Here is a 24,448-nt window from a genome sequence, read left to right as displayed (position 1 = left end):
TGTAAGGTATATAGGAGGAAATGACACAATGAATGTAACCATATACGACGTTGCCCGCGAAGCGAACGTATCGATGGCAACTGTCTCCCGTGTGGTAAACGGCAACCCGAACGTAAAACCTGCAACTCGGAAAAAAGTACTCGGCACTATTGAACAGCTAGGTTATCGTCCGAATGCAGTAGCTAGGGGGCTTGCAAGCAAACGAACTACAACAGTCGGAGCAATTATACCGGATATCTCCAGTATCTTCTTCTCTGAGCTTGCGCGCGGGATTGAAGATATTGCAACCATGTATAAATACAATATGATCCTGAGCAATTCCGATCAAAACCCGGACAAAGAATTGACACTCTTCAACAGTATGCTGGAGAAACAAGTGGACGGTATTGTCTTCATGGGCGGTAAGATCAGTGATGAGCTATTGCAGCAGTTCGATAAATCTCCTGTACCAATCGTCATTGCAGCAACTGGACAAGGAACAGGCGAGATTCCTACTGTAGCTATCGACTATGAGCAAGCAGCTTATGAAGCAACTAAATTGCTTGTCGACCATAATCATAAGCATCCTGCGTTTGTTGCAGGAACTGCAGAAGCTGAAACAAATAACCAGAAATACAAAGGTTATCTTCGTGCTGTAACGGAAAATAATGCCGAAGTGAAACAGGAATACATCGTAAAAGCCAACAATACGTACAATTCCGGTCTTGAGGCTGCGAAACAGCTAGCAGACTTGGCTGATCGTCCTTCTGCTGTATTCGTATCTTCTGATGAAATGGCACTTGGTGTCATCCATGGCTTCCAGGATAATGGACTGCGTGTACCAGAGGATATTGAAGTGGTGGGGTATGACAATACAAGACTTGCAACGATGGTTCGTCCGACACTTTCCACCGTTGTACAGCCTACTTACGATATCGGTGCTGTAGCAATGCGTCTATTGACGAAGCTAATGAATAAAGAAGAAGTATCGGACAAAAACGTTATTCTTCCTCATCGCATCATCGAGCGTAATTCTACAAAATAAAAACTAGCGTATCCAATTGGATACGCTAGTTTTTTTATAGTGTGATTGTTTCGGATTCTTTGTCGTCCTTACCGACAGCTTTGATTTGATAAGTGGAATCATTGTCAGGTAGATTGAACGAGGATTGATCGCTGAATCCGATCTGTTTGAAGCTATCTCCCTGCTTCTGCAGAATGCGATAACCTTTTACATCCTCTGTTTTTGACTGCGACCACGTTAACTTGTCATCAGCTTTCTGTACATTTGTCGGCGGAAGCGGTGCACCGGAACTTGTCTTCACAGTGTCATCTTTATCCTCTGACTTCTTTGCAGTACTGCCGTTTGCTGCTTTCCCAATCAGCTTTTGTACTTTCTCGTTATTAGGGAAGAGCTGTTCAATGCTGACTCCCTCTAATTCATTTGCTTTTACAAAGTCAGGGTTAAGAACGATCTTACCATTTTGTTTGATTAAGCTGTCATCTGCTTTTGTTGGGACATGGTCTTTATCGAACAAATCGGTTTTTACCATTCCAGCTTGTTTACAAAGATCAGTCGGTTTCCCGCCGCCAATTGCGCAGTAAGACGCTTTCGTCAATCCATCTGGCTGCTTAAATGACTCGCTTGGGGCCATAAGGTCTGGATCAATTTTGGTTGCACTGTTCACCAACTGTGTCCAAAGCAGCTGATTTCGCTGACTGTATCCCATTCCTGAAGTCTGGATGGAATCCTGTTTATCATAGCCCATCCATACACCTACTGTTACGTTCGGATTGGTTGCTACAAACCAGGAATCATGATAGTGCTGAGATGTACCAGTTTTACCTGCCCAATCTACATTTTTATTGGTCAACTGCGAATTCGCATAGGTAGCTGTACCACTATCAAGGACACCCCGCATCATATCGAGCATCAGATAGTTCGTTTGCGGGCTGAACACTTTATTCGATTTAGACTTATGTTTATAGATTTCATTACCATCATTAGTAGTGATGGAATCAATCATATAGGCATCAGTGAATTCTCCATTATTACCAAAGGTTGCATAGGCGTTAACATTTTCTTCGACAGTTGCGCCATATGTTATCCCTCCTAATGCTGCGGCAAGATTGTAGTGATCACCTTCTGATAAAGTGCTTATTCCCATCTTCTCTACATATTTGCTTGCAGGATCCACACTCAGTACATCTGCGTACGCCCTAATCGCAGGAATATTGTATGATTGCTCGAGAGCTTTGCGGGCCGTTACTAAACCATGATTTGTGCCTGCATAGTTACCAGGGTTATAACTCTCTTGTCCAGGTACCGCGAAGCTTTTCCTTATATCAGGAACGATGCTGCCCGGCTGCAATTTACCTTCTTCCATTGCAGGAGCATACACAAGCAATGGTTTCATCGTACTACCATTAGAACGTTTTGTGTCAGTGGCATGGTTTACTTGGTTTTTCTCATAATCCCGCCCGCCGACGAAACTTAGTATTTTACCAGTACTGTTTTCAATCATGATCGAACCGGGTTCGATTGGCTCAGAAACAGTTTCTGTTTCTCCGTCACTATTCGTCCGTTCCACCCAATGATCTGGTTGGTAATACGCATAGTCTTTTGCAATTTTCTGTTGTGCAACATACATATCTTTATTGATTGTCGTATGGATTTGGTAACCTTTTTGACGAATATCGCGTTCTGCTTTATCAAGATACTCGTTTTTCAGGTCATTATCTTTGTTCAAATCTTTCTCAGAATGGCCATCTTTCTCAGCGAGCTGAATCGCGATGATATCTGCTGCGCGCTGCTCAACCTCGGTAGTTAAATAGCCGTAGTCGTCATCAGAAGAAGGCTTTGCTTCTGCAAAATCTTTTGTTATATCGTAACCAATTGCTTCGTCGTATTCCTTTTGGTCAATATAACCTTCGTCAAACATCCTGTTGAGTACTTGCTTCATCCGGTTTAAGCCTGGCTGAAGGCCAGTTTCTTCCTTTAGCTCTCCGCTGTTTGTAAATGGTGAATAAGCTGTTGGACTTTGTGGTAATCCGGCTAGGAAAGCGGCTTGCGGTAAAGATAGATCTTTCGCGTCTACACCGAAGATACCTTGAGATGCAGTCTGTACACCGGCAATATTATTTCCGGAAACATTTCTACCGAACGGAACGATATTCATGTAAGCTTCCAGAATTTCATCCTTATTCATCGCTTTTTCTAAGCGCATTGCGAGTATGATTTCCTTCGCTTTCCGTTCAAAGGATACTTCATTGGTCAGTATCTGATTTTTGACAAGCTGCTGTGTCAGCGTACTTCCGCCGGTTTTTGTTTCTGAATTCGTCGCTTCCTGCATTAAAGCCCGAAGAATAGATTTCGGTACAACACCATCATGTGTTTCGAAATTATCATCTTCGGTTGCGATGATTCCATTGACGACATATGGTGAAATATCATCCAATTTCACATCTTCCCGGTAAAGGTCAGTTTTGATATTGCCGAGGAAAACATTGTCAGCAAAGTAGATAGAAGAGGTCTCCTCATAATTGTAAATATCTTCTTTCATAGAGTCATAGGAACGGACAGGCTCACTTTTCACAAGTGATGCAAAATATCCTGCACCAGCCCCAGCAGCAAAGAAAATCCCGACGCCAGCTATAAGCAGGAAAAAGAGGAATAAGTTCCAAATGACGTCATATGTGATACGAGAATTCCGCTGAATTCGGCCAGCCTTCCAAGCTTCCGCAATTCGTTTGCTAATTCTCGTCCATATTGCTTTGATTTGCATATTTCACCCCCGAATTGGTTTGTCTATTATACCATAATAGTCAATTTTCGTATTGAGTCCAAAATCCTTGTTGCATTTTATCCATGCATATGGTAATAATGTAGGAACAGTCGAATAAATATTGCGTTGAAGGTTATAGTAGCGGAACGATTCCCTGTTGAAGAGAGCTGACGGCCGGTGCGAGTCAGTATACAGTTGTTTTGCCAATTACAAGCTGGAGCTTCTCCTGTTCAAGCAGGAGACGGATGTATATCCGTTAGCAAACCGAGTGGCAGTTTACACTGCAACAAGGGTGGTACCGCGAGTTATTCCTCGTCCCTTTTTTTAGGGATGGGGTTTTTTTGTTCTCAAATGTGAGTGAGGAGTGGTCAATATGTCAATTTTACAGGATTTGAAAGACAGAGGTCTGATTCAGCAGACGAGTGATGATGCAGGATTGGAGAAGCATTTATCTAGCCAGCAGGTGAGCTTGTACTGTGGGTTTGACCCAACAGCTGACAGCTTGCATATCGGGCATCTTGTGCCTATGCTTATGCTGAAACGTTTCCAGCAGGCAGGTCACCGTCCGATCGCGCTTATCGGCGGAGGCACAGGAATGATCGGAGATCCAAGCGGACGTTCTGATGAGCGTAACTTAAATGACGCTGCAACAGTAGAAAGCTTCAGTCAAGGCATCCAAAAGCAGCTTGCAGGCATTTTGAACTTTGATGAAGGTGACAATGCTGCCAAAGCGGTAAATAATGGAGACTGGCTCGGCTCGATGAGCATCATCGATTTCCTTCGTGATATCGGGAAGCATTTCGGAGTGAATTATATGCTGGCGAAGGATTCTGTTGAGTCCAGATTGGCAAATGGTATTTCCTTTACTGAATTCACGTACATGATCCTGCAGTCCCTGGATTACTTGCGTTTGTACGAAAAAGAAAATGTAACGCTTCAAATTGGCGGTAGTGATCAATGGGGAAACATAACAGCTGGTATGGAATTGATCCGCCGGACTCATGCAGGCAATAATGAAGAAGCGCAGGATAAAGCCTTTGCACTTACTGTGCCGCTTATCACAAAAGCTGATGGAACGAAATTCGGTAAAACAGCTGGTGGAGCAGTATGGCTAAGTCCAGTACGCACGACTCCTTATGAATTCTACCAATTCTGGTTCAACACGGATGATCGCGATGTAATCAAATTCATGAAATACTTTACTTTCATGTCCCTTGAAGAAATAGCTACATTCGAACAAAGTGTTGAAAATGAACCGGAAAAACGTCTTGCTCAAACGAAACTGGCAGAAGAAATGACAACTCTTGTACACGGCAAAGAAGCATTGGAGCAAGCAATCAAGATATCCGCAGCTCTATTCAGCGGCGATATTGCTTCCCTCAATGGTGCTGAAATCGAGCAAGGCTTCAAGGATGTACCGTCTCACACGGCAGCTGACGAAGACAAACCGCTTGTCGATATGTTAGTGGAAGCAGGAATCTCTCCTTCAAAACGACAGGCAAGAGAAGATATTACAAATGGTGCGATCCGTATCAATGGTGAAAAAGAAGAAGAAGTATCACGAGTTCTTACGAAAGCGGACCGGATTGATGAACGGTTCATTATCATCCGCCGAGGAAAGAAAAAGTATACATTATTGAAATTTGCTTAATAAGAGAAGCACTGTCCAAGCCGGACAGTGCTTTTTATGTTTCGTTAAGATAGGAGGGGGAATGTAATAACCATCTAGTCCTTTAGCATTTACCAGAACGTAAATCAATAGGAGGTAATATCAATGGTTGATACAAATTCAATCGAAACATTCATCAATGAAAGCGATGCAATCGTACGAGTAAATGAATTGATTTCTGCTGGAGTCCCAGAAGAGGATATCACGGTGATTGTAGATAAGAAACCTGATAACAGTATTTTAGGAGATAAGAGAGATGTTCACTATAAGGAAGCAAATGGATCCTTTGGCACAAAATTCGCCTCTTTCTTTTCCAGTGAAGATCCAGAAGAGAAAGTCCTGAAGAACCTGAGTCTTTCAGAAACGGAGAAAGACCGATATGCTGAAGAGCTAAAAGCAGGGAAAGTATTGCTGTATGCAGAAAATAAACCGGTAAACCCTACTACTGCTGCTAGCACAGCAACTCCAAAAGACCGAAGTGACCATGCAACAGAAGGAGAAAAAGGATTGACTGCAGATGGTCTATATGCAACTGATAAACCGAATGACGGATTGCATGCAGAACCGAATACGAACGATCAGAATGCGAATGAATTGAATAAGACGAGAAGATAGTATTATTAAAAGGCTTCATCAGCGCTTAGGTGCTGATGAAGCCTTTTTCTGTGCAAAAAAATAAACATTGGGTTCCGTACCATGCTGTACATTCATTCTCCCATTGATGATAATGAAAGCGCATACACAAGTGGAGAACACATGCTAAGATATTTATAGAAAGGAGGATTTGATGAATCTTAATGAACGTAACGCAGCTATCCTGGATGCTTTACTCAGTAATCCAAGTGTATCGAGTAACTTAATTGAAAAAAGATTCAGCCTTTCTAAAAGACAGCTAGGCTACACCATTAATAAGGTCAACAGCTGGCTAAAACAAATGGGCTTGCCATTGATCGAGCGAACTTCACAAGGCTATTTCCTTATCGACGAAAAAGTATTCACAACGTTAAACCATGTGAAGGAGTCTGCCGAGCAAAGTCATTCTTCCGTATTGTCTGTCCGCCAACGTATGCATCTGCTTCTTTGTATGCTGGTAAGTAAGGACGACCTTTCATTGGATTATTTTTCTATTTCGCTGGATATCAGCAGAAATACAATACTTCGGGATTTAAAAAACCTGCAGAAGCATCTTGAACCCTTTCAGTTACAAATTCGATATTCACGAAGACACGGCTACCATATAGAGGGCAATGAAATGCAGATTCGGAAGGCTTTGATGTCCACTTTGATGGAATTTATCGGGACGGACGATGGTCTTTCTATATTGTTGGATGTTTTAGAGTTGGGAGAAAATTGCTTGCATGAGTTCCGCAGTAGAATTGAACAGGTAGAGCAAAAACTTTCTATTAAATTCACAGATGAGAAAATGAAGACGATGCCAATTACATTATTCTTGATTCTAGATCGGATTCGAAAAGGTAAGTGCTTAACTGATTCTCCTATTAGTAATAAGGAATTGGCAGGTACGAAAGAATATCAAGCGGCAGAGGAATTATTATTTGATCAGGAAGGGTTGCCTGAAGCAGAGAGACTTTTTATCACACTTCATCTGTTGTCTGCGAATGTGATAACAACTCATATGGAAGCGGCGGATACATTTCCAGACCTATATCCAGCAGTGGATAGCATGCTCAGTCTTTTCGAGAAAGTAGCTTGTATTCGTGTTCAGGAAAGGAAACAGCTGCTTCATAAATTAATGCAGCATATAAAGCCTGCCTATTACCGAATCAAATACCATCTTACAGACACTACGCCTGTTCCAGGTGTATTGAGTGGAGAGTTTCGAGCTTTGCATCAACTGGTTAAACGATCTCTTGAACCATTGGAGCTCTTTATCCATAGTGAGATACCAGAGAATGAACAATTATATATTACTTTACTTATCGGGGGTTGGATTAGACAGCAGGGAGAAAGTATCGGTGAGAAGGTGAAAGCAATAGTCGTGTGTCCGCATGGTGTTTCAGTTTCCAAGCTGATGTTCCATGAATTGAGTGGATTATTTCCGGAATTCATATTCCTGGATAGCATGTCTGTTCGAGAATTCACCACATACGATCTCGAATACGATCTTGTTTTTTCTCCGGTATTACTGGAAACTTCACGAAAGCTGTTCATTACAAAAACAATGCTGGATGTTCATGAGAAAAGACTTCTCCGGAAACAAGTTATTTCCTATATACACGGATTTATTTCTAAAGAAGTCAGATCAAGTGATATTATGCAAATCATTAAAAATCATTCAATAGTGAAAAACGAGCAAGCGTTGGAAGAGGAACTTCACGCATATCTCAGCCAAGTGGATCAGCATGTGGTTCCAACAACAGCGGAAGAAATGCAGCCTCTGCAGCTCAGTGACTTTCTTACAGATAGGCATTTGAAAATGACATATCAATTAGGATCATGGGAAGATGCTGTTCGATCTTGTGCCAATAGTTTACTTGATAAAGGAATTATCGAAAAAAGATATATAGATGCCATGATTAAGGGCTGTGAAGAAGATCCGTATATCGTGATTGGACCTGGTATAGCTATCCCGCATGCTTCACCAGAAGATGGTGTCGTCCGTACTGGGATGAGCCTGCTGAAAATCAAAAATGGCGTCCAGTATTTGAATCATCGTATCCATATTATCGTAGTCATCGCGGCAAAGGATAAAAAGGAGCATATTCATGCGTTAATGCAGCTGATGAAGCTATCAAAATCCGAAGCTGATATGAAAGCTTTGATAAATGGTACCACCATACCAGAGATGAAGCGGATCATTCAACAATATTCTGACGACACAGTAAAGGAGAAGGAGTTCTATTATGGCTGATTTTTATCTGGATGAGAATTTAGTATTCCTGCAAGCAGCAGGTACGCGAGAAGAGATATTACGAGAAATGGCAGAAAACCTTGTTAAAGAGGAACTCGTCAAAACTAGCTTTGTAACTGGAGTAATTGAGAGGGAAAAGGAATATCCGACAGGACTGCCGACCTCATCATCACTATCAGTCGCTATTCCGCATACAGACATTGAACATGTAAAAAAGGATGCAATTAGCATAGCTCTATTAAAGGAACCTGTTGCCTTCCGAGTGATGGGGGAAGCTTCCATGGAGACATCTGTCAGTATCATTTTCATGCTGGCGATGCAGCAATCGCATGCACAGCTGACATTATTAAGAGATTTGATGGACTTTCTCCAAAATGAAACGACGCTGCAGGCGTTGTATGATTCCAAAACAAAAGAAGATGTAGTCAAGCTGATAGATAGGAAGCTTAGCTTGTCTGCCAGTAAAGGAGGTGACAGATAATGGCCAAAAAACAAGTATTGGTTGCCTGTGGTGCTGGTATTGCCACTTCAACTGTCGTGAATAGTGCGATTGAAGAGATGGCGAAAGAGAATAAGATCGATGTTAATCTGATCCAAATTAAAATTGCTGAAGTGAATACCTATGTGGATACGGCAGATTTACTAGTAACCACTGCCATGGTAAAAACAGCCTATCCTTTCCCAGTGATCAATGCACGCTCATTCTTGACAGGAATCGGTTTGGAAGAAACGAAGGAAGAGATCTTAAAAGAACTGAAAAAATGAAAAGTGGGCGTCGGTTCCAATCTAACTGGGATCGACCTCATTTTCAAGAAGTGGGGCTGAATGATGGATACATTTGTGAATTTCTTACAAGGATTTCTTGATTTGGGTGCAACGGTTATACTGCCGGTAGCAATCTTTCTTCTGGGACTTTTATTCGGTCAGAAGCCAGGAAAGGCATTTCGTTCCGGGCTTACAATTGGAGTCGCTTTTGTCGGTATATTCCTCGTCGTCGACTTGCTGACACTGAACCTCGGACCTGCTGCACAGCAGATGGTGGATCGTTTGGGAGTAGATCTTAATGTAATCGATGTTGGATGGCCAGCCACTTCTTCTATAGCCTGGGCATCTGTCGTGGCCGCATTTATTATACCGCTCGGCCTTGTCGTCAATGTCATCATGCTCGTAACGAAGACGACAAAAACCATGAACGTGGATATTTGGAATTATTGGCACTATACATTTATGGCTGCAGTTGTATATACCGTATCTGGAAGTGTAGTACAAGGGCTTATCGCAGCTGTCATTTTTCAGATTGTCTGTTTGAAAGTGGCTGATTGGACGCAGCCGATGGTAGAGGAGTTCTATGAAATGCCAGGTGTGACTGTTGCGACAGGCAGTACGATTTCTTATGCTCCGGGGATACTCATTGTTAAGCTGATTGAGAAGATACCAGGCTTGAATAAGATACATGCCGATCCTGAAACAATTCAAAAGAGATTCGGTATTTTCGGAGACTCGATGGTAATTGGATTATTACTAGGCGCTGCTATAGGTGCATTAGCGGGTTATGGAGTTGGAGATATCATTGAAATCGGAATGGCAATGGCTGCTGTCATGGTTTTGATGCCCCGAATGGTGAAAATTCTAATGGAAGGGCTGATGCCAGTATCAGAGTCTGCCAGGAACTGGCTCAGTAAGCGATTCGGTAACAGTGAAATCAATATCGGGTTGGATGCAGCAGTATTATTGGGGCATCCAGCAGTCATCTCTACCGCTCTGATCTTGACGCCAATTACCGTCCTGTTGGCGGTTATCCTGCCTGGAAATGCCGTTTTGCCTTTTGCGGATTTGGCCACTATACCATTTATCGTTGCTTTTATCGTTGGAGCAGCCAAAGGAAACATTATCCATTCTGTAATAACTGGAACAATTATGATTGCTTTATCTCTGTATATGGCCACAGATATAGCTCCTATTTTCACAGACATGACGACTGCTGCCAATATTGAAATGCCAGAAGGCTCAGCGATGGTATCTAGCATCGATCAGGGAGGAAACTTAGTCAACTGGATTATATGGAAGGTTTTTGCAATATTCAATTAATAAATTAGGAGGAGCTCAACATGCATGCTTTAGTGAAAAAGGAGTTAGGCTTTGGCAACCTTGTTATTGAAAACAAACCGGAGCCTTATCCAGAAGATGATCAAGTGAAAATAAAAGTAACTTATGCAGGCATATGCGGATCTGATATCCACACGTATGAAGGAAGCTACCGAGTAGCTGCTCCTGTCACGTTAGGACATGAATTTGCTGGAGTCGTAGTCAGTGTTGGGAGTAATGTCAGCCATTTGAAGCCAGGAGATCGGGTTACTTCCGAGACCACTTTCTATATTTGCGGGCAATGCAGCTATTGTGAGCAGAAGGATTATAACTTATGCAAGTATCGAAAAGGGCTTGGAACACAGCAGGATGGCGGCTTTGCAACCTATGTAATTGCAAGGGCTGAAAGCATCCACCATATCCCTAATAATGTTGATGATCAGTCAGCAGCAATGACAGAAGCGCTCGCGTGCACGCATCATGCAGTGGCTAAAACAACGATTAAACCGAATGACATTGTGGTCGTGATAGGACCAGGACCTATTGGTCTTTTGACCGCGCAAGTTGCTAAAAGCAAAGGGGCCATGGTAGTTATCACTGGCCTGTCATCTGATACCGTTCGTTTGGAAAAAGCAAAGTCGCTTGGAATTGACTATGTGGTCAATGTACAGGAAGAATCACTGGAAGAGATTATTTCAGGACTGACAGATGGATATGGAGCGGATGTCGTTTTTGAATGTTCAGGAGCGATTCCAGCTGCACGTCAGGGTTTGTCGCTTCTTCGAAAAAAGGGACAGTACGCTCAAGTAGGTTTGTTTACCGAAGCAGCCATTCCGTTTGATATGGAGCAGGTTATTCAAAAGGAATTGAAAATCATTGGCAGCAGAAGCCAAAAGCCTGCTGACTGGGAACCTTCGCTGCATCTGATGGAGAGCGGTGCCGTTGATGCAGCTGCGCTTGTCACCCACATTTTCGATATAACAGAATGGGAGAAGGCTTATCAATTAATCAAATCGGGAGAAGCAATTAAAGTCCTTCTGACACCAAAGAAAGAAAGGTGAAAAACGATGGAAAAAGAAAAACTGATTGAGTTGATCGATTACACACTGCTGTCTCCAGTTGCCAGTAAAGCGGTTATAAAAACATTCTGTCTAGAAGCGATAACTTATGGATTCCGGACAGTCTTCGTAAATCCATGGTATGTCCCCTATGCTTATACAATCCTGTCACCCCATGGCATTAAAGTAGGAGCGCCTATTGGCTTTTCGCTAGGCGGTGCCACTACAAGAGTTAAAGTAGAGGAAACGAAAGCGGCGATTGAAGATGGAGCTTCGGAAATTGATATGCTTGTGAACCTGGGAGCGGTGAAATCCAGAGAATTCAATGCAGTTTATCAGGATATCGATGCTGTGGTAAGAGCTGCTGGAGGATTGACAACGAAGGTAATCATCGAGACCTCATTGTTAAACCAAGCTGAGAAACGAGAAGTGACGGAAATTGTCATGACAGCAGGAGCGGATTTTGTTAAAACAGCTACTGGATTCAACGGCGGAGGTGCGACAGTAGAGGATATTGAACTTTTATCTACCATTTCACAAGGTAAGATAGGTGTAAAAGCTGCTGGAGGCATAAAAACTTATGAAGATGCAGTCAAGATGATTGAGGCAGGAGCCACGCGAATTGGTGCAAGCGGGGCTGTAGCAATAATTCAGAACAGAAAATCAAAAGCCGACTACTAATTTGGAGGTGTAAAGATGGTAGACATGATGCTTGATTTTATGCTCGGGTCCTTAAGGGAAGTAAGCGGCTTCTATTTTGCACATCAATTGATTTTTAATGGCCTAATTATAGGTGGTGTATGCCTCAAGCTGTTCACGAAGAAGAGAACAAAGCAGACTAAAAGGATGGGACATGAATGAAGACACTAAATCTGTATGGAGTTGAAGATATAAGGTTTGAACAATCTCCGCGCCCAACGATCGAAGCGCAAAACGAAGTAATCATAAAAATCACTGCTGCAGGCATTTGCGGTTCCGATCTGTCGCGTTATAAAAAGCTTGGTCCCTATAGAGCTGGTATGACATTCGGTCATGAATTCTCAGGGGTGGTGGAGGAAACGGGAGCGGCTGTCACTAATGTTAAAAGAGGAGATAGAGTAGCAGCCTGTCCAACACATGCATGTGGAAACTGCTACTATTGCAAATGCGGTCAGCCTTCGCAATGTGAAGAATTAATGGTCATCGGATCTAAAGTACCCGGTGCTTTTGCAGAGTATGTGAAGTTACCAGCTGTGCATGTTATACCACTTCCTCCTGAAGTGAATGATGAGACGGCAGCACTTATTGAGCCTGCTGCTGTTGTAGCTCATGGTTTCTATCGGACACAAATCAAACCTGGAGCAACTGTTGCTGTAATGGGAGCGGGAAGTATCGGGCTGCTTGCGATACAATGGGCTAGAATTTTCGGAGCGAAGACAATCATTGCCATAGATATTGATAAAAGAAAATTAGATATTGCTTTGGAAGTTGGAGCCGATCATGTAATTGATAGTTCGGCAGCTGAACCTCATGAAGCGATACTGGCATACACAGATGGAATTGGAGTTGACCTAGCAATTGAATCAGCCGGTTCACCAGTGACATCTGCACAAGTGTTATCACTTCCTAAAAAAGGCGGAGAGATTGTCTATTTGGGTATCCCATATGCTGATATACGAATAGAGCGATTTTATTTTGAGAAAATCGTCAGAAATGAGCTTACGATTCACGGCTCTTGGAATGCTTTATCTGCTCCGTTTCCTGGTAAAGAGTGGACCAACGCTATTCATTACATGAAAACTGGCCAAATAAATGGAGAGAAAATGATAAGTCATCACATACCTTTAAGTGATGGTCCAGCAATTTTTAAGCAGCTTACCAATCGAAGTATTGATGCCGTGAAGGTGCTACTTCATCCATAATATCACTAAGAAGATGTATGGAATTACATCTTCTTTTTTGTGTAATGAGGTCTGAAAATTAAAGATCATGTTTATAAAATGACTTGCCGGGAATACAAAAATCATGAAACACTTCAATACAATTTAGGAGGCATACAACATGTTAGCACAAAATAAAATCGAAACCTTCCAAAATGAAAATGATGTGATCGTAAGAGTAAACGAATTGAAATCCAAAGGAATCCAAGAAAACAAAGTAACAGTAATTACAGACAAGAAACCTGAAACTTCAATTCTCTCAGACAGATTGAGCGTGAATTATAAGGAAGCTAAAGGCTCCTTCGGTGATAAGGTATCTGCTTTGTTTTCCGGAGATGATCCTGAAGAAAAAGCGTTAGAAGATCTTAACTTAAACCAAAAAGAAACTGACCGTTATGTAGATGAATTGAAGAGCGGTAAGATCCTGTTGTTTGTACATCCATCAGCACAGCAGAAATTACAGACAGATAGTTCAGCAACAAATCGTGATACATTGAGAGCAGAAGATAATAACACAACACCAAACAACACAACACCTGGAAATAATACGACACAAACTGGCAATACTGCATTTGCAGATTTAAATAGCGGTAAAACAGGACAACCTAAGGCTTCTCAAACAGAACAGATGGAATTACATGAAGAAGTAGTCGATGTTGATACTAACTCAGTAAAATCTGGGGAGGTTAACATTGATAAACGTACGGTGACAGATCAAGAAGAGTTCGATGTTCCTGTTACTAAACAGGAAGTGAATATTGAGCGTCGTCCAGTCAACAAAGTAAGTGAAAAAGGTAAAACGGCTGAAGCGTATACAGAAAAAGATGAAATCCACGTTCCGGTATTCGAAGAGAAAGTAGATGTGGATAAGAAAGACGTCATCAAAGAAGAGATTGTCGTCAATAAGAAAGATGTAAAAGAGAACGTCCACGTACGTGAAAATGTGAGACGTGAAGAAGCGGAAATAAAAGACAGCACAAAAAAGAATAACGGTCTAAAATAATTAAAAAGCTCACCAGTATAGGCTGGTGAGCTTTTTAATGTCTTAACGATTCAAATCACTCAGACCAGAACTATGCTCGTTTGGCAGCTCTGGCATTTCGGGTACCGGGAAGCCAGCAGGAGGCTGAGATACAGTAAATTCTCCACCGTTTCTGCTAGGTACAGTTCCCTGAATTATTTCAGCAATTCGAGTAGGATCCAGACGGAAATTGAACTGCGTGTTATGATAGCCCATTTCTACGAATTTCCGGCATTCAGGATATTTATTGATATCATAATTTGGTATTGGGAAAATCTTGCCCCAATCGACTCCGAGTGTTTCCAATGCTTTGGCGAAAGCATTTTGATGGGCATTGTCGCGGACGATAAGGAACCCAAGCGTTTCGCGGAATGTTGCATTTGTACTCATCTCGTAAATTCGAGTTTTTTGCAGTACACCTGTCGATTCAAGTACGACATTGTTTAGCAAATCTGCTATAAGATTACCGTGGTTGTAGACCCAAGAGCCGTTCCATGGATTTCCTGCAGCATCGAACGGGATAGATGACTGTGCACCGATTATATAGTGGTGCGGATTAACGTTCGGTGTGTGTTCAATTGGTCCGTCAAGTGGTGCCCCATCAGGCGCGGTGTTACCTGCACCACCTTCACCAGACTCGTCTAGAAGAGCATTAATCGTGCTTTGCACCAATTCGACGTGCGCAATCTCTTCCAAGAAAATACCTCGAAGCAGGTCGCGAAACTGCTTTTCCTTCCCGCGGAAGTTAGAGCCTTGGAAGAAATATTGCATCATGGTACGCATTTCTCCGTAGTGGCCGCCTAAGATTTCCTGCAGTGCTTTTGCTGCGGCGGGGTCGGGCTTGTCTGGCTTTATGATATTGATTAGTTCTTCTTTGTAATAATACATGTATGAGCACCTCAACTTCTTGTCAATTTACTCTTATTGTCCTCTGCCATGTTTCCCATTATTCATTTTCACTTAGGAATATGGTATTGTTTTTCCTTTAATCTGCCTGTTCTCTATGGATATTCCCGAAAAAAAGATGCTATAGTAAAAAGTAATCATACTTTATTTGAAGCTAGGAATGAGGAGCAGAGAAATGCTATATCAACAGGAATTACATTAGCACTATCTGAAGAATATAGATCAAATAGTAGAGAAGTGGTATGCAGCTGCCGATAAAACGAGCGGCGTTTATGCGGTAACAGAACCAGATGCTATTGCACAACTGAAAGCGCAGAATAGAGGATTTCATGAGCAATTCTGTGAAGTTTTGAATCAGGATTCAGATGTGTCTTGTGATGCATTTGAGGATTGGATTGTTTCTATTGCTAAGGATGATCGGCATTTGGATACACCGATCGAAGCAATCATTAATGAGTTTTATCGAAATCAAACTTTATATCTTGATGTACTGCGGGATTTCTGCAGAGAAAAGAAGGTAGATGCCCAGACAGCTTTGAACTATAATGAGAAAATTACCGATTCGTTTAATCAGGTGATCGTCTGGTTCATCCGGGAAAATGCAAAACAATCTCAATTCAAGTTACAGGCACAGCAGGACATGATATTAGAACTGAGTACACCAGTTATTTCTTTGACGCCTACTGTGGCACTTCTGCCGCTTGTTGGAGAAATAGATACACACCGTGCTCAATATATGATGGAAAATGTGCTCCATAGCTGCTCTAAGCTCGGAGTCGATCATCTGTTTATTGACATGTCAGGTGTCTTAGTGATTGATACAATGGTAGCTCATCGGATATTTTCGATTGTCGAATCGTTAAAGCTGCTCGGTGTAGAGACAATTATTTCCGGTATGCGGCCCGAAATTGCGCAAACCTCGACGCAGCTAGGGATTCCATTTAGCGAGCTAAAGACTACGCATTCCTTGAAAAATGCTGTGGAAAAAATCATGCTTACAAAATAAATTAAGTGAAAATAAGAGCTTTATTAAGCTCTTATTTTTTATTTCTTCGACAAAAGTCGACTTTCTTCATAATTTCAGAAGAAAGTAGTACAATAACATACGTATAGTGCATACTATCTACTATCGGAGGGGTTACATATGAGTAAAGTAGCAATAATCACAGGGGCTGGCAGCGGTTTAGGACAAGCAACAGCAGTCCGACTTGCAGAAGAAGGCGTAAATATCGCAGTAGTTGATGTTAGTGAAAAAGGAGCTAACGAAACTGTTGAATTAGTGAAAGAAGCCGGAGCGGAAGCGATTTTCATTCAAGCAGACGTATCCAAAGAAGCAGATGTTAAGAATTATGTAGATAAAACAGTAGAGCATTTCGGTACGATAGATTATTTCTTCAACAACGCTGGTATCTCAGGAAGCGGTAAATACTTCCTTGATTCTGATGTTGCAGAAATTGAACGCATCGTTGGTATCAATTTACTGGGCGCACTTTATGGTGTTCGTTATGTAGCGGAAGTAATGGTGAAAAATGGCGGAGGTTCCATTGTAAATACTTCCTCCAGTGCCGGTGTGATTGGACAGGATTCTGTAGTTACGTATGCAGCGACTAAACATGCAATCGTTGGTTTGACAAAGAGCTTGGTTGCTGAATATGCGAAAGACGGTCTTCGTGTGAATGCAATTGCACCAGGTCCTACAGAAACGAAAATGGTTGCTGAGTTTTATGCAGCAAATCCGAAAATGAAAGAAAACGCAACTGGCGGTATTCCGCAGAAACGTCTTGGAACTCCGGAAGAAGTAGCAGAACTAGTTAACTTCCTTCTTACATCAAAAGCACAATACATCAATGGCGAAGTTATCCGTATTGATGGCGGATTTACAAATACGAAGTGATTATATAATAGAGAGGGGCGTCTTACTTATAGTGAGGCGTCTTTTTTGGTAAAAAAATACTCCGGAGTTGCCAAATGGCAATCCGGAGTATTTCAAGCAATTAACGGGAGTAGAACTCTACGATAAGTGCTTCGTTGATTTCAGCAGGAAGCTCAGAACGCTCAGGGTAACGAGAGTAAGTTCCTTGCAAGCTGCTTGCATCGAACGTCATGTAATCTGGTACGAAGTTGTTCGCTTCAACAGAAGTAGCGATGATATCAAGTTTAAGTGATTTCTCACGAACACCGATAACTTGACCAGGTTTTACGCGGTAGGATGGGATATCTACGCGTTTACCGTCTACAGTGATGTGGCCGTGGCCAACGATCTGACGAGCTTGTCTGCGAGTACGAGCCAAGCCTAGACGATATACAAGGTTATCAAGACGAGATTCAAGAAGAGTCATGAAGTTCTCACCATGGATACCTTTCATTTTACCAGCTTCCTCGAATGCACGACGGAATTGGCGCTCGTTCATGTTGTACATGTAACGAAGTTTTTGTTTCTCTGCTTGCTGCAAGCCGTATTCGGATTGCTTTCTGCGTTGGTTTGGACCGTGTTGTCCTGGTGGGTAAGGGCGTTTGTCAAGCTCTTTACCTGTTCCGCTTAGGGAGATACCAAGACGACGGGATTTTTTCCATAATGGACCTGTATAACGTGCCATGGATAAATTCCACCTTTATTATTTTATTTGCATAAAATAAAAACAGAGTGTGCTCGGTTCACCTGTTGATTATGTTTTCATGTACCATCGCTCCGACAGCAGAGAGTTACACGATACACCTTCTGAAACAAGGAGAAACGAAGATTCGTCTCTTTATACGCCTTGCCAAGAAAGGAACAAAATCAGACAAATGGGAGTTCACATAGGCCGCCATTTATTTTACACAAAGAGTATTATAAGCTTTATGTCTGGTTAAAGTCAAGGCAATTAGGCAATGGAGATATAATGACCGTAATTGTAAGCAAAAAGAACTAGGATATTAATTGAGAATTGAGTCTATTATCTTATATAATAGAATAAAACTACCAAAATGTAGGTGAGATGCAGATGGAGCGGCTAACTGACAGCAATCTTGAACAGGCAAAGCTTTATTTCTATCAGCTCCTAGTATCGAGAGAAAGCTATAGTTATAGAGAGATATTTGCGCTTATGACCGAAAATATGAAGAATCTGCTGCAGGCAGACAGTGTGGCGCTATACATATATGATGAATGGCAGCAGCGATTGGAGCGCGTAAGCTATGCAGGACCGAGACAGAGGGGATTCCGTTTGTCTATCGATTATATTCACCAATATGTTTGTATGCCTGACATGTTAAGGGAATTCCCGCATGTATTGGATAAAGTTTTACCTTTACAGCATCCAAATGAAAGTGTAATCGGATTCCTTTATGTCGGAGGAGGCGGAGAGAAGATTCCTGATTGCAGGGAACTTGCTTGGGAGATCGGGAATTGTGTTACCCACCTTATTCGTACGTACCAAGCGAAAGAAGATGAACAGCACACTGCTCACTTATATGAAGCAACGACAAATTTGCATGCTTCTATCGATATGCATGATGTTCTCAGAGTGCTGATTACCACTTTGCAGCGGACTTATCCGCAATTCGCTTATGCACTTTTGCTCGCTCAGGACTATCATGGAGATACAGATCTGCCAATCAAAAACCTGATTTATGATTATTCTGTCCATGAAGCTAGTACTCGGGCATATATGACCGGTGAAGTACAGATAGAAGAAAGTGCAAAGGGACAGGTAATCAATCGCTATGTACCGCTGAACGGTAAACAAGGTATTTATGGTGTATTGCATGTCTCAATGCCGGCAGCTATGAAATACACGAAAGTGGATCATAGTTTTATTACAAAACTAGCCGATTCAGCAGGAAATGCACTTGAGAATGCCCGACTGTATCAGCACTCTAAAAAACTCATCAGTGATCTTCAGTTAATTAATGAGACATCGAAGAAAATGAATGCGAACCTGCGTCTGTCAGATACAATCACCTTGATGCATCAGCAAATCCGAGATACGTTCGGCGGGGAAGAAATTGGATTCATCTTATATAGAGGAGATCAAGACGCAGGTGACATACTGAACGGCAGTACAGGTTTTTTCTCTGAACCTAATTCCCGTATCTTCTTGGAATGGATTGCGCGGCATTGCCGAGATGCCCAAGGAGAGGCGATGTTTATCAGCAACTTCCAGGAACGTTATCCCGATGTACCGCTTCCTTATCGATCTTTGCTTGTGATTCCGATGGTAAGGTCGGAACAGCTGCAAGGAGTTGTGCTTGCACTGCATCGCAATCCTAGCTTTTTTACTTTTGAATCATTCCGGCTAATCGAATCGCTTGTTCAACATTCGTCATTGTCAATTGTTAACTCTATGCTTCGTGAGAGACTTGAGAATTTGGTGATCACAGATTACCTTACGAATCTATTTTCAAGAAGTTATCTGGACGAAAGGATGCATGCGCATATACGAGAAGATGCTCAAGGCGGCTTCATCCTTATTGACGTGGATGACTTTAAAAAGGTGAATGATACATATGGGCATAATACAGGTGATTATCTTTTGATCCAAGTGGCCAATCTTATTAAAGATTTGCTCGGTCCGTCAGATGTAGCGGCAAGATGGGGCGGGGAGGAACTGGCAATTTACCTGCCGCATGCGTCCTATGAGCAGACAATAATGAAAGCAGAAAGAATTGTTCAAAGTGTTGCAGGTTCAACACGTCCTGCAGTTACAGTTTCATGTGGGGTATCCACTTGGACAGCTGCTGACCGTCCAGCCGTGCATAACCTATTCTCCAGAGCGGATCGTAAACTCTATGATGCAAAACGACTTGGAAAAAATAGATATTGTATTTAAAAAAACAGCTTCCAATAGCGGAAGCTGTTTTTTATTTAGTCAAATGCTTAACGAGTATCTCGATGAATTTTTCCAAGTACTTCTGGTCTGTTTCGTCGAAACGATTTTTGGAAGGACTATCGATATCAAGCACTCCGTAGGATTTGCCGTTAACGACGATAGGAACAACAATCTCGGACTGGCTTGCTGCGTCACATGCGATGTGACCAGGGAATTGATGTACATCGGCTACTAGCTGGGTTTTATTTTCTGCTACAGCAGTTCCGCAAACCCCTTTGCCAATTTTGATACGTACACACGCTGGAAGGCCTTGGAATGGTCCAAGAATTAACTCTTCCTCTTTATGAAGATAAAAACCGACCCAGTTCACATCATCCAAGAACTGATTCAAAAGAGCAGAAGCATTCGCCAGATGAGCGATTTCGTCTTCTTCGCCAGTTAGCAATGCATCTAGCTGTTTAACGAGTAATTCATAGTCCTTTTCACGGGAACCGCTATAAGCTTTTGTTTCGAACATATTATTTCCCCCATATAATTGATTTCTGTAATTCGACAGATGGCGCGAGATTTGGCGAGCGAAAGATGCAGGGATGCATCCTTCGCTGTCGTATACAACAGATAGAGGAGCTGAGAAGATTGAAAAAAAATGACACGAAACAAAAAGTGATGGACGCCGCTTGTCAATTGTTCTACACAAAAGGCTACCATGGGACATCTGTCCGCGATATTGCGGGAAAAGCTTCGGTCAATGTCTCCTTGATTAACTATTATTATAAGAGCAAGCAAGGACTTCTGGAAGCATCCGTCGTGCTGTATTACGAGGAATATCTTGCTGTGCTGGAGAAAACAGCCCAAAAACGAGGGCAGGACTCTTCCAGTACCTATCTGAAACAATTAATTGAAGCAATTATACATTATAAACTCTCGCGGAATCAATTCACGGCTTTCATACAAAGGGAGCTTATGCTAGATTCCGTCTTTGTCAGGGAAATGGCAGTAACGTATCTGGCGAAGGAGAATCATACGCTGAAACAAGCCTTTCGTGATTACTTGGAGTCGAATGGGATAAGGGAACGAGAAGGAGTTTATCTTTACATGCAGCTTTCCGGTATGCTGTCTGCTCCATTCATGATGAACAAAGAGATGAAAGGAATGCTGCTGACAGAAGAATCACGCCGCTATTTTTGCAGTATGTATACATCGAGTATCCACCATTGGATCGATACATTGACAACGGTTTCCTCCGCTGCATTGCGTGCAGTATCAGCCAATTGATGCATCACTCCGGGAAAAACATGGAAAATAACAGAGAAATTTGAAAAAATTTAGCCATATTTGCGGTTTACATGGTATCATATTAGTATTAAAAATAGATAACGATTATTAGGGTATTACTCCTTTTTCCCGAGTATTGGTTAGGAGGCTGGACATTGCCGTACATCATCGGAGGTATTATTTTAATCATCGCCTTAATCATCTTGGGCTTGATTATGAGAAAGCGAGTTTATGATGAAGTGGACCGGCTTGAGAGCTGGAAAATGGATATATCGAACCGCAACGTATCGGAAGAATTAGCGAAAGTGAAAGCGTTGAACCTGTCTGGAGAAACACAGGAAAAATTCGAATCGTGGAAGGAACGCTGGGATCATATCGTAACCAAAGAGCTTCCAGATACAGAAGAGGCTCTTTTTGATGCGGAGGAAGGTGCTGACCGCTATCGTTTCAACAAAGCGAAGCAGCATCTGCAGCGAGTAGAAGCGACACTGTCCCAAGTTGAGGATAAGATTGAAGCTATGTTCCGTGAGCTGGATGAGCTGCTTGCATCAGAAGAAGAAGCACGCAAGCAGGCAGAAGCTTTACAGCCTGCACTTCAGACGCTGAAGCGTACGATTTCGCAGCATCGCCATCAATTCGGAAAAGCCGATGTGCGTTTTGAGACGGCGATTGCTGAGCAAATCACACAGCTGGCTACCTATCATTCACTCATTGAATCTGGCAACTACTTCGAAGCCAACCAGCTCATTACAGATGTGAAGATGAAAACAGAGTCACTGGAAGCAGAGATTGAGGCATTCCCTCAAGCTTACAAGCAGGTGAAGCAAGATCTTCCGTCACAAGTTACGGATCTGCTTGGCGGCATCCGCGAGATGAAACAGGATGGCTACCGAATCCATCATCTTGGTTTTGAAGACGAGCTGAAGGCTGAGAAGGAAAGATTGGACCTTCTTATCAAACAGCTGGAAGCAGGCGATACAGAAGAGACTAATTTAGTTATCCCTGCTTTGGAAAGCCGTATAAAAGAAATGTATCAGCTTCTAGAGAACGAGGCTGTTGCCAAGAATTATGTGGATTCCAAATTCGAGCAATACGTCCATGCTGTCGAGAAGAAAACAGAGTCCTATATCAAGACGAAAGAAGAAGTTGATCTGCTTCGGGAGTCTTATTTCTTTACTGACAATGATGTAGAATTCCATCTGAAGCTTGAGACAAAGATCTCCAGACTTATCAAACAGCTTGAAACGCTGCAACAAGAGATCAATGATGAGCTTGTATCACATGCAAAGCTGAAAGAAGAGCTGGAAACGGGCTTCCGTGAACTGAGTGCTATAGAAGAAGAACACGAGGCAATCCGTGAAAAGATCAAGACATTGCGAAAAGATGAATTGGAAGCAAAAGAGAAAATAGCTGACATGCGGCAAAAGCTATACGATGTAAATCGTAAACTGCAAAAAAGTAATATCCCAGGTGTACAGCAGGAAGTCTGGCAGAAGGTAGAAGAGAGCCAGGAGAAAACTGCCCTCACAATGGAAGTGCTCGAGGCACATCCTCTAGATATGGCTGAGGTCCGCACACATCTGCAGGAAGCAGAGGAAGTTACCAATGCAACGATCGAAAAAATTGAGCATTTACTAGAACAAGCTTATTTGGCAGAAGTAGTGATTCAGTATTCCAATCGTTACCGCAGCCAATATCCGCTGCTTGCAGCCGAAATGGCTGAATCAGAGAAGCTGTTCCGTGAATATCAATATGAACAAGCCTTGGAGCGGGCTGCTCGTGCATTACAAGATATAGAACCAAAAGCGCTGGAACGCTTGGAAAAACATATCAAGGTTCCCAGCTGATAAATAAAGCAATCCCTTGCCACATGCGAGGGATTGCTTTATTTTAGTAGAAGACAGTTTGAACAGTGGGGGACGGATAATGATTTACTTTGATAATAGTGCAACAACGAAGCCGCACCCAGATGTGCTTACCAGTTACACGGAGGCAGCACAAACTTATTTTGCCAATCCTTCTTCTTTACATCGATTGGGCGGCAGTGCTGAACAGCTGTTAACCGCATGCCGGAAACAGGCAGCACAGCTTTTACATGTCGGGGAAAATGAAATTCTTTTCACATCCGGCGGAACAGAAGGAAATAATCTAGCGATAAAAGGAACAGCATTACAGAAAAAACGTATTGGGAATCATATTATTACGACGACCGTAGAACATCCCTCTGTCTTGGAGACTTGTGCGGAACTAGAGAACCAGGGCTTTAAGGTGACATATGTTGATGTGGATAAGTACGGCTATGTGACGGCTGAAAAGATAAAAGCAGCCATAACAGATCAAACCATTCTTGTAAGTGTGATGCATGTGAATAATGAACTTGGTACCATCCAGCCAATTAAGACGATTGGTCAGATGCTAACTGAATTTCCTCATATTACATTCCACGTCGACCACGTCCAAGGAGCCGGTAAAGTGGCACTTGATATCAAGAAAAGTAATATTCATCTTTGTACGCTTTCAGCTCATAAATTTCATGGTATGAAAGGCAGCGGTATTCTGTATAAAGCTGCTGATACTCGTATAGTTGCACAGCTGTCTGGCGGAGGACAGGAACAGGCGCTTCGTTCTGGAACCGAAAATGTACCTGGAATTACGGCTATGGTTAAAGCGCTGCGTTTGGCAATGGAAGAACTGAGAGTTCATCCTGTTAAGCTCTTTGAACTGCGAGAGAGACTTTGGGCTGGCCTTGCGAAAATGGATGATGTGGTACTTCATTCTCCACCTGCTGGTGCTCCGCATATCGTGAATTTTTCTGTACCAGAATTGAAGCCTGAGGTGTTGGTGCATGCTCTTGGAGAAAAGGAAATTTATGTATCGACAAAATCAGCATGCTCTTCCAAAAACAGCGATGCAAGTGCAGTTCTGCTTGCTTGCGGAGTGCCAGACACACAGGCAGAATCCGCTATCCGAGTAAGTTTTTCTTATGATAATACACAGCAAGAAGTGGATTACTTCCTGCAGATTCTGGATAAGACATTAACACATTTAAAGAAAGTGATGAGGTAAGC

Annotated in this window: 22 protein-coding genes and 1 other annotated feature; of the genes, 18 read left to right on the top strand and 4 right to left on the bottom strand. The window is 42.4% G+C overall.

Going from position 1 to position 24,448, the window contains the following annotated elements; all coding sequences use genetic code 11:
• Positions 1-28 precede the first annotated feature (28 nt).
• Complete coding sequence (gene ccpA, locus GZ22_RS10635) at positions 29-1,024, top strand: catabolite control protein A (protein WP_038562286.1); 996 nt, start codon at positions 29-31, stop codon at positions 1,022-1,024.
• A gap of 34 nt (positions 1,025-1,058) precedes the next feature.
• Here ccpA and GZ22_RS10630 read toward each other — a convergent pair whose 3' ends face one another.
• Positions 1,059-3,764 carry a transglycosylase domain-containing protein gene (locus tag GZ22_RS10630; RefSeq protein ID WP_051748200.1) on the bottom strand — a complete coding sequence of 902 codons (2,706 nt, stop codon included), beginning with the start codon at positions 3,762-3,764 and terminating at the stop codon, positions 1,059-1,061.
• A 117-nt stretch (positions 3,765-3,881) separates the two neighbouring features.
• Positions 3,882-4,087 (top strand) — a binding site (T-box leader).
• A gap of 50 nt (positions 4,088-4,137) precedes the next feature.
• Between GZ22_RS10630 and tyrS the strand changes: the two genes are divergently transcribed.
• From tyrS to GZ22_RS18025, 11 genes are all read left to right on the top strand, one after another.
• Positions 4,138-5,415, top strand: coding sequence for a tyrosine--tRNA ligase (gene tyrS / locus GZ22_RS10625; protein WP_038562283.1), 1,278 nt, complete (start codon positions 4,138-4,140; stop codon positions 5,413-5,415).
• Positions 5,416-5,538: 123 nt separating this feature from the next.
• On the top strand, positions 5,539-6,048 hold the full coding sequence (locus GZ22_RS10620) for a general stress protein (protein WP_038562280.1): 510 nt from the start codon (positions 5,539-5,541) through the stop codon (positions 6,046-6,048).
• 172 nt (positions 6,049-6,220) lie between these two features.
• Positions 6,221-8,305, top strand: coding sequence for a BglG family transcription antiterminator (locus tag GZ22_RS10615; protein WP_038562277.1), 2,085 nt, complete (start codon positions 6,221-6,223; stop codon positions 8,303-8,305).
• On the top strand, positions 8,298-8,786 hold the full coding sequence (locus tag GZ22_RS10610; protein WP_038562274.1) for a PTS sugar transporter subunit IIA: 489 nt from the start codon (positions 8,298-8,300) through the stop codon (positions 8,784-8,786). The genes GZ22_RS10615 and GZ22_RS10610 overlap by 8 nt, the downstream gene beginning before the upstream one ends.
• Complete coding sequence (locus GZ22_RS10605; protein WP_038562271.1) at positions 8,786-9,070, top strand: PTS sugar transporter subunit IIB; 285 nt, start codon at positions 8,786-8,788, stop codon at positions 9,068-9,070. Before GZ22_RS10610 ends, GZ22_RS10605 begins: the two co-directional genes overlap by 1 nt.
• A gap of 63 nt (positions 9,071-9,133) precedes the next feature.
• Positions 9,134-10,393 (top strand): galactitol-specific PTS transporter subunit IIC, encoded by a 1,260-nt coding sequence (locus GZ22_RS10600; protein ID WP_038565897.1) that lies wholly within the window; start codon positions 9,134-9,136, stop codon positions 10,391-10,393.
• 20 nt (positions 10,394-10,413) lie between these two features.
• Complete coding sequence (locus tag GZ22_RS10595; protein ID WP_038562268.1) at positions 10,414-11,451, top strand: zinc-binding dehydrogenase; 1,038 nt, start codon at positions 10,414-10,416, stop codon at positions 11,449-11,451.
• A 6-nt stretch (positions 11,452-11,457) separates the two neighbouring features.
• A complete protein-coding gene (gene deoC / locus GZ22_RS10590) occupies positions 11,458-12,129 on the top strand; it encodes a deoxyribose-phosphate aldolase (RefSeq protein ID WP_038562265.1) in 672 nt (223 codons plus the stop codon).
• Between the two features lie 15 nt (positions 12,130-12,144).
• The gene (locus GZ22_RS18615; RefSeq protein ID WP_164072071.1) at positions 12,145-12,309 is read left to right on the top strand and encodes a hypothetical protein; all 165 of its coding nucleotides are present in this window, start codon (positions 12,145-12,147) and stop codon (positions 12,307-12,309) included.
• The gene (locus GZ22_RS10585) at positions 12,306-13,349 is read left to right on the top strand and encodes a galactitol-1-phosphate 5-dehydrogenase (protein WP_038562262.1); all 1,044 of its coding nucleotides are present in this window, start codon (positions 12,306-12,308) and stop codon (positions 13,347-13,349) included. The genes GZ22_RS18615 and GZ22_RS10585 overlap by 4 nt, the downstream gene beginning before the upstream one ends.
• A gap of 139 nt (positions 13,350-13,488) precedes the next feature.
• Entirely contained in the window at positions 13,489-14,370 is an 882-nt protein-coding gene (locus GZ22_RS18025; protein WP_051748197.1) for a DUF2382 domain-containing protein, read from the top strand.
• A 42-nt stretch (positions 14,371-14,412) separates the two neighbouring features.
• Here GZ22_RS18025 and GZ22_RS10575 read toward each other — a convergent pair whose 3' ends face one another.
• The gene (locus GZ22_RS10575) at positions 14,413-15,276 is read right to left on the bottom strand and encodes a manganese catalase family protein (RefSeq protein WP_038562259.1); all 864 of its coding nucleotides are present in this window, start codon (positions 15,274-15,276) and stop codon (positions 14,413-14,415) included.
• A 385-nt stretch (positions 15,277-15,661) separates the two neighbouring features.
• On the opposite strand from GZ22_RS10575, the gene GZ22_RS10570 reads away from it, so the two are divergent.
• Together GZ22_RS10570 and GZ22_RS10565 are read left to right on the top strand one after the other, a co-directional pair.
• On the top strand, positions 15,662-16,300 hold the full coding sequence (locus GZ22_RS10570) for an STAS domain-containing protein (protein ID WP_123921904.1): 639 nt from the start codon (positions 15,662-15,664) through the stop codon (positions 16,298-16,300).
• Positions 16,301-16,438: 138 nt separating this feature from the next.
• Entirely contained in the window at positions 16,439-17,188 is a 750-nt protein-coding gene (locus GZ22_RS10565; RefSeq protein ID WP_038562257.1) for an SDR family NAD(P)-dependent oxidoreductase, read from the top strand.
• Between the two features lie 100 nt (positions 17,189-17,288).
• Here the strand turns inward: GZ22_RS10565 and rpsD are convergent, their stop codons facing one another.
• Positions 17,289-17,891, bottom strand: coding sequence for a 30S ribosomal protein S4 (rpsD, locus tag GZ22_RS10560; protein ID WP_038562254.1), 603 nt, complete (start codon positions 17,889-17,891; stop codon positions 17,289-17,291).
• A 387-nt stretch (positions 17,892-18,278) separates the two neighbouring features.
• Here rpsD and GZ22_RS10555 point away from each other — a divergent pair, with 387 nt between their 5' ends.
• Positions 18,279-20,105: a sensor domain-containing diguanylate cyclase gene (locus GZ22_RS10555; protein WP_051748192.1), complete on the top strand. Its 1,827-nt coding sequence runs from the start codon at positions 18,279-18,281 to the stop codon at positions 20,103-20,105.
• 31 nt (positions 20,106-20,136) lie between these two features.
• Here the strand turns inward: GZ22_RS10555 and GZ22_RS10550 are convergent, their stop codons facing one another.
• Entirely contained in the window at positions 20,137-20,622 is a 486-nt protein-coding gene (locus GZ22_RS10550; RefSeq protein ID WP_038562252.1) for a GAF domain-containing protein, read from the bottom strand.
• A 119-nt stretch (positions 20,623-20,741) separates the two neighbouring features.
• Between GZ22_RS10550 and refZ the strand changes: the two genes are divergently transcribed.
• The 3 genes from refZ to GZ22_RS10535 all read left to right on the top strand — a co-directional run bounded on the left by refZ (position 20,742) and on the right by GZ22_RS10535 (position 24,446).
• Positions 20,742-21,380: a forespore capture DNA-binding protein RefZ gene (refZ, locus tag GZ22_RS10545; RefSeq protein WP_051748191.1), complete on the top strand. Its 639-nt coding sequence runs from the start codon at positions 20,742-20,744 to the stop codon at positions 21,378-21,380.
• A gap of 155 nt (positions 21,381-21,535) precedes the next feature.
• Positions 21,536-23,227 carry a septation ring formation regulator EzrA gene (gene ezrA / locus GZ22_RS10540; protein ID WP_038562249.1) on the top strand — a complete coding sequence of 564 codons (1,692 nt, stop codon included), beginning with the start codon at positions 21,536-21,538 and terminating at the stop codon, positions 23,225-23,227.
• 79 nt (positions 23,228-23,306) lie between these two features.
• On the top strand, positions 23,307-24,446 hold the full coding sequence (locus tag GZ22_RS10535; RefSeq protein WP_038562247.1) for a cysteine desulfurase family protein: 1,140 nt from the start codon (positions 23,307-23,309) through the stop codon (positions 24,444-24,446).
• The last annotated feature ends 2 nt before the right edge of the window (positions 24,447-24,448 follow it).

This window comes from Terribacillus saccharophilus, from assembly GCF_000725365.1.
Lineage (GTDB): Bacteria > Bacillota > Bacilli > Bacillales > Amphibacillaceae > Terribacillus > Terribacillus saccharophilus.
This window is presented reverse-complemented; position numbering and strand designations above follow the sequence as displayed.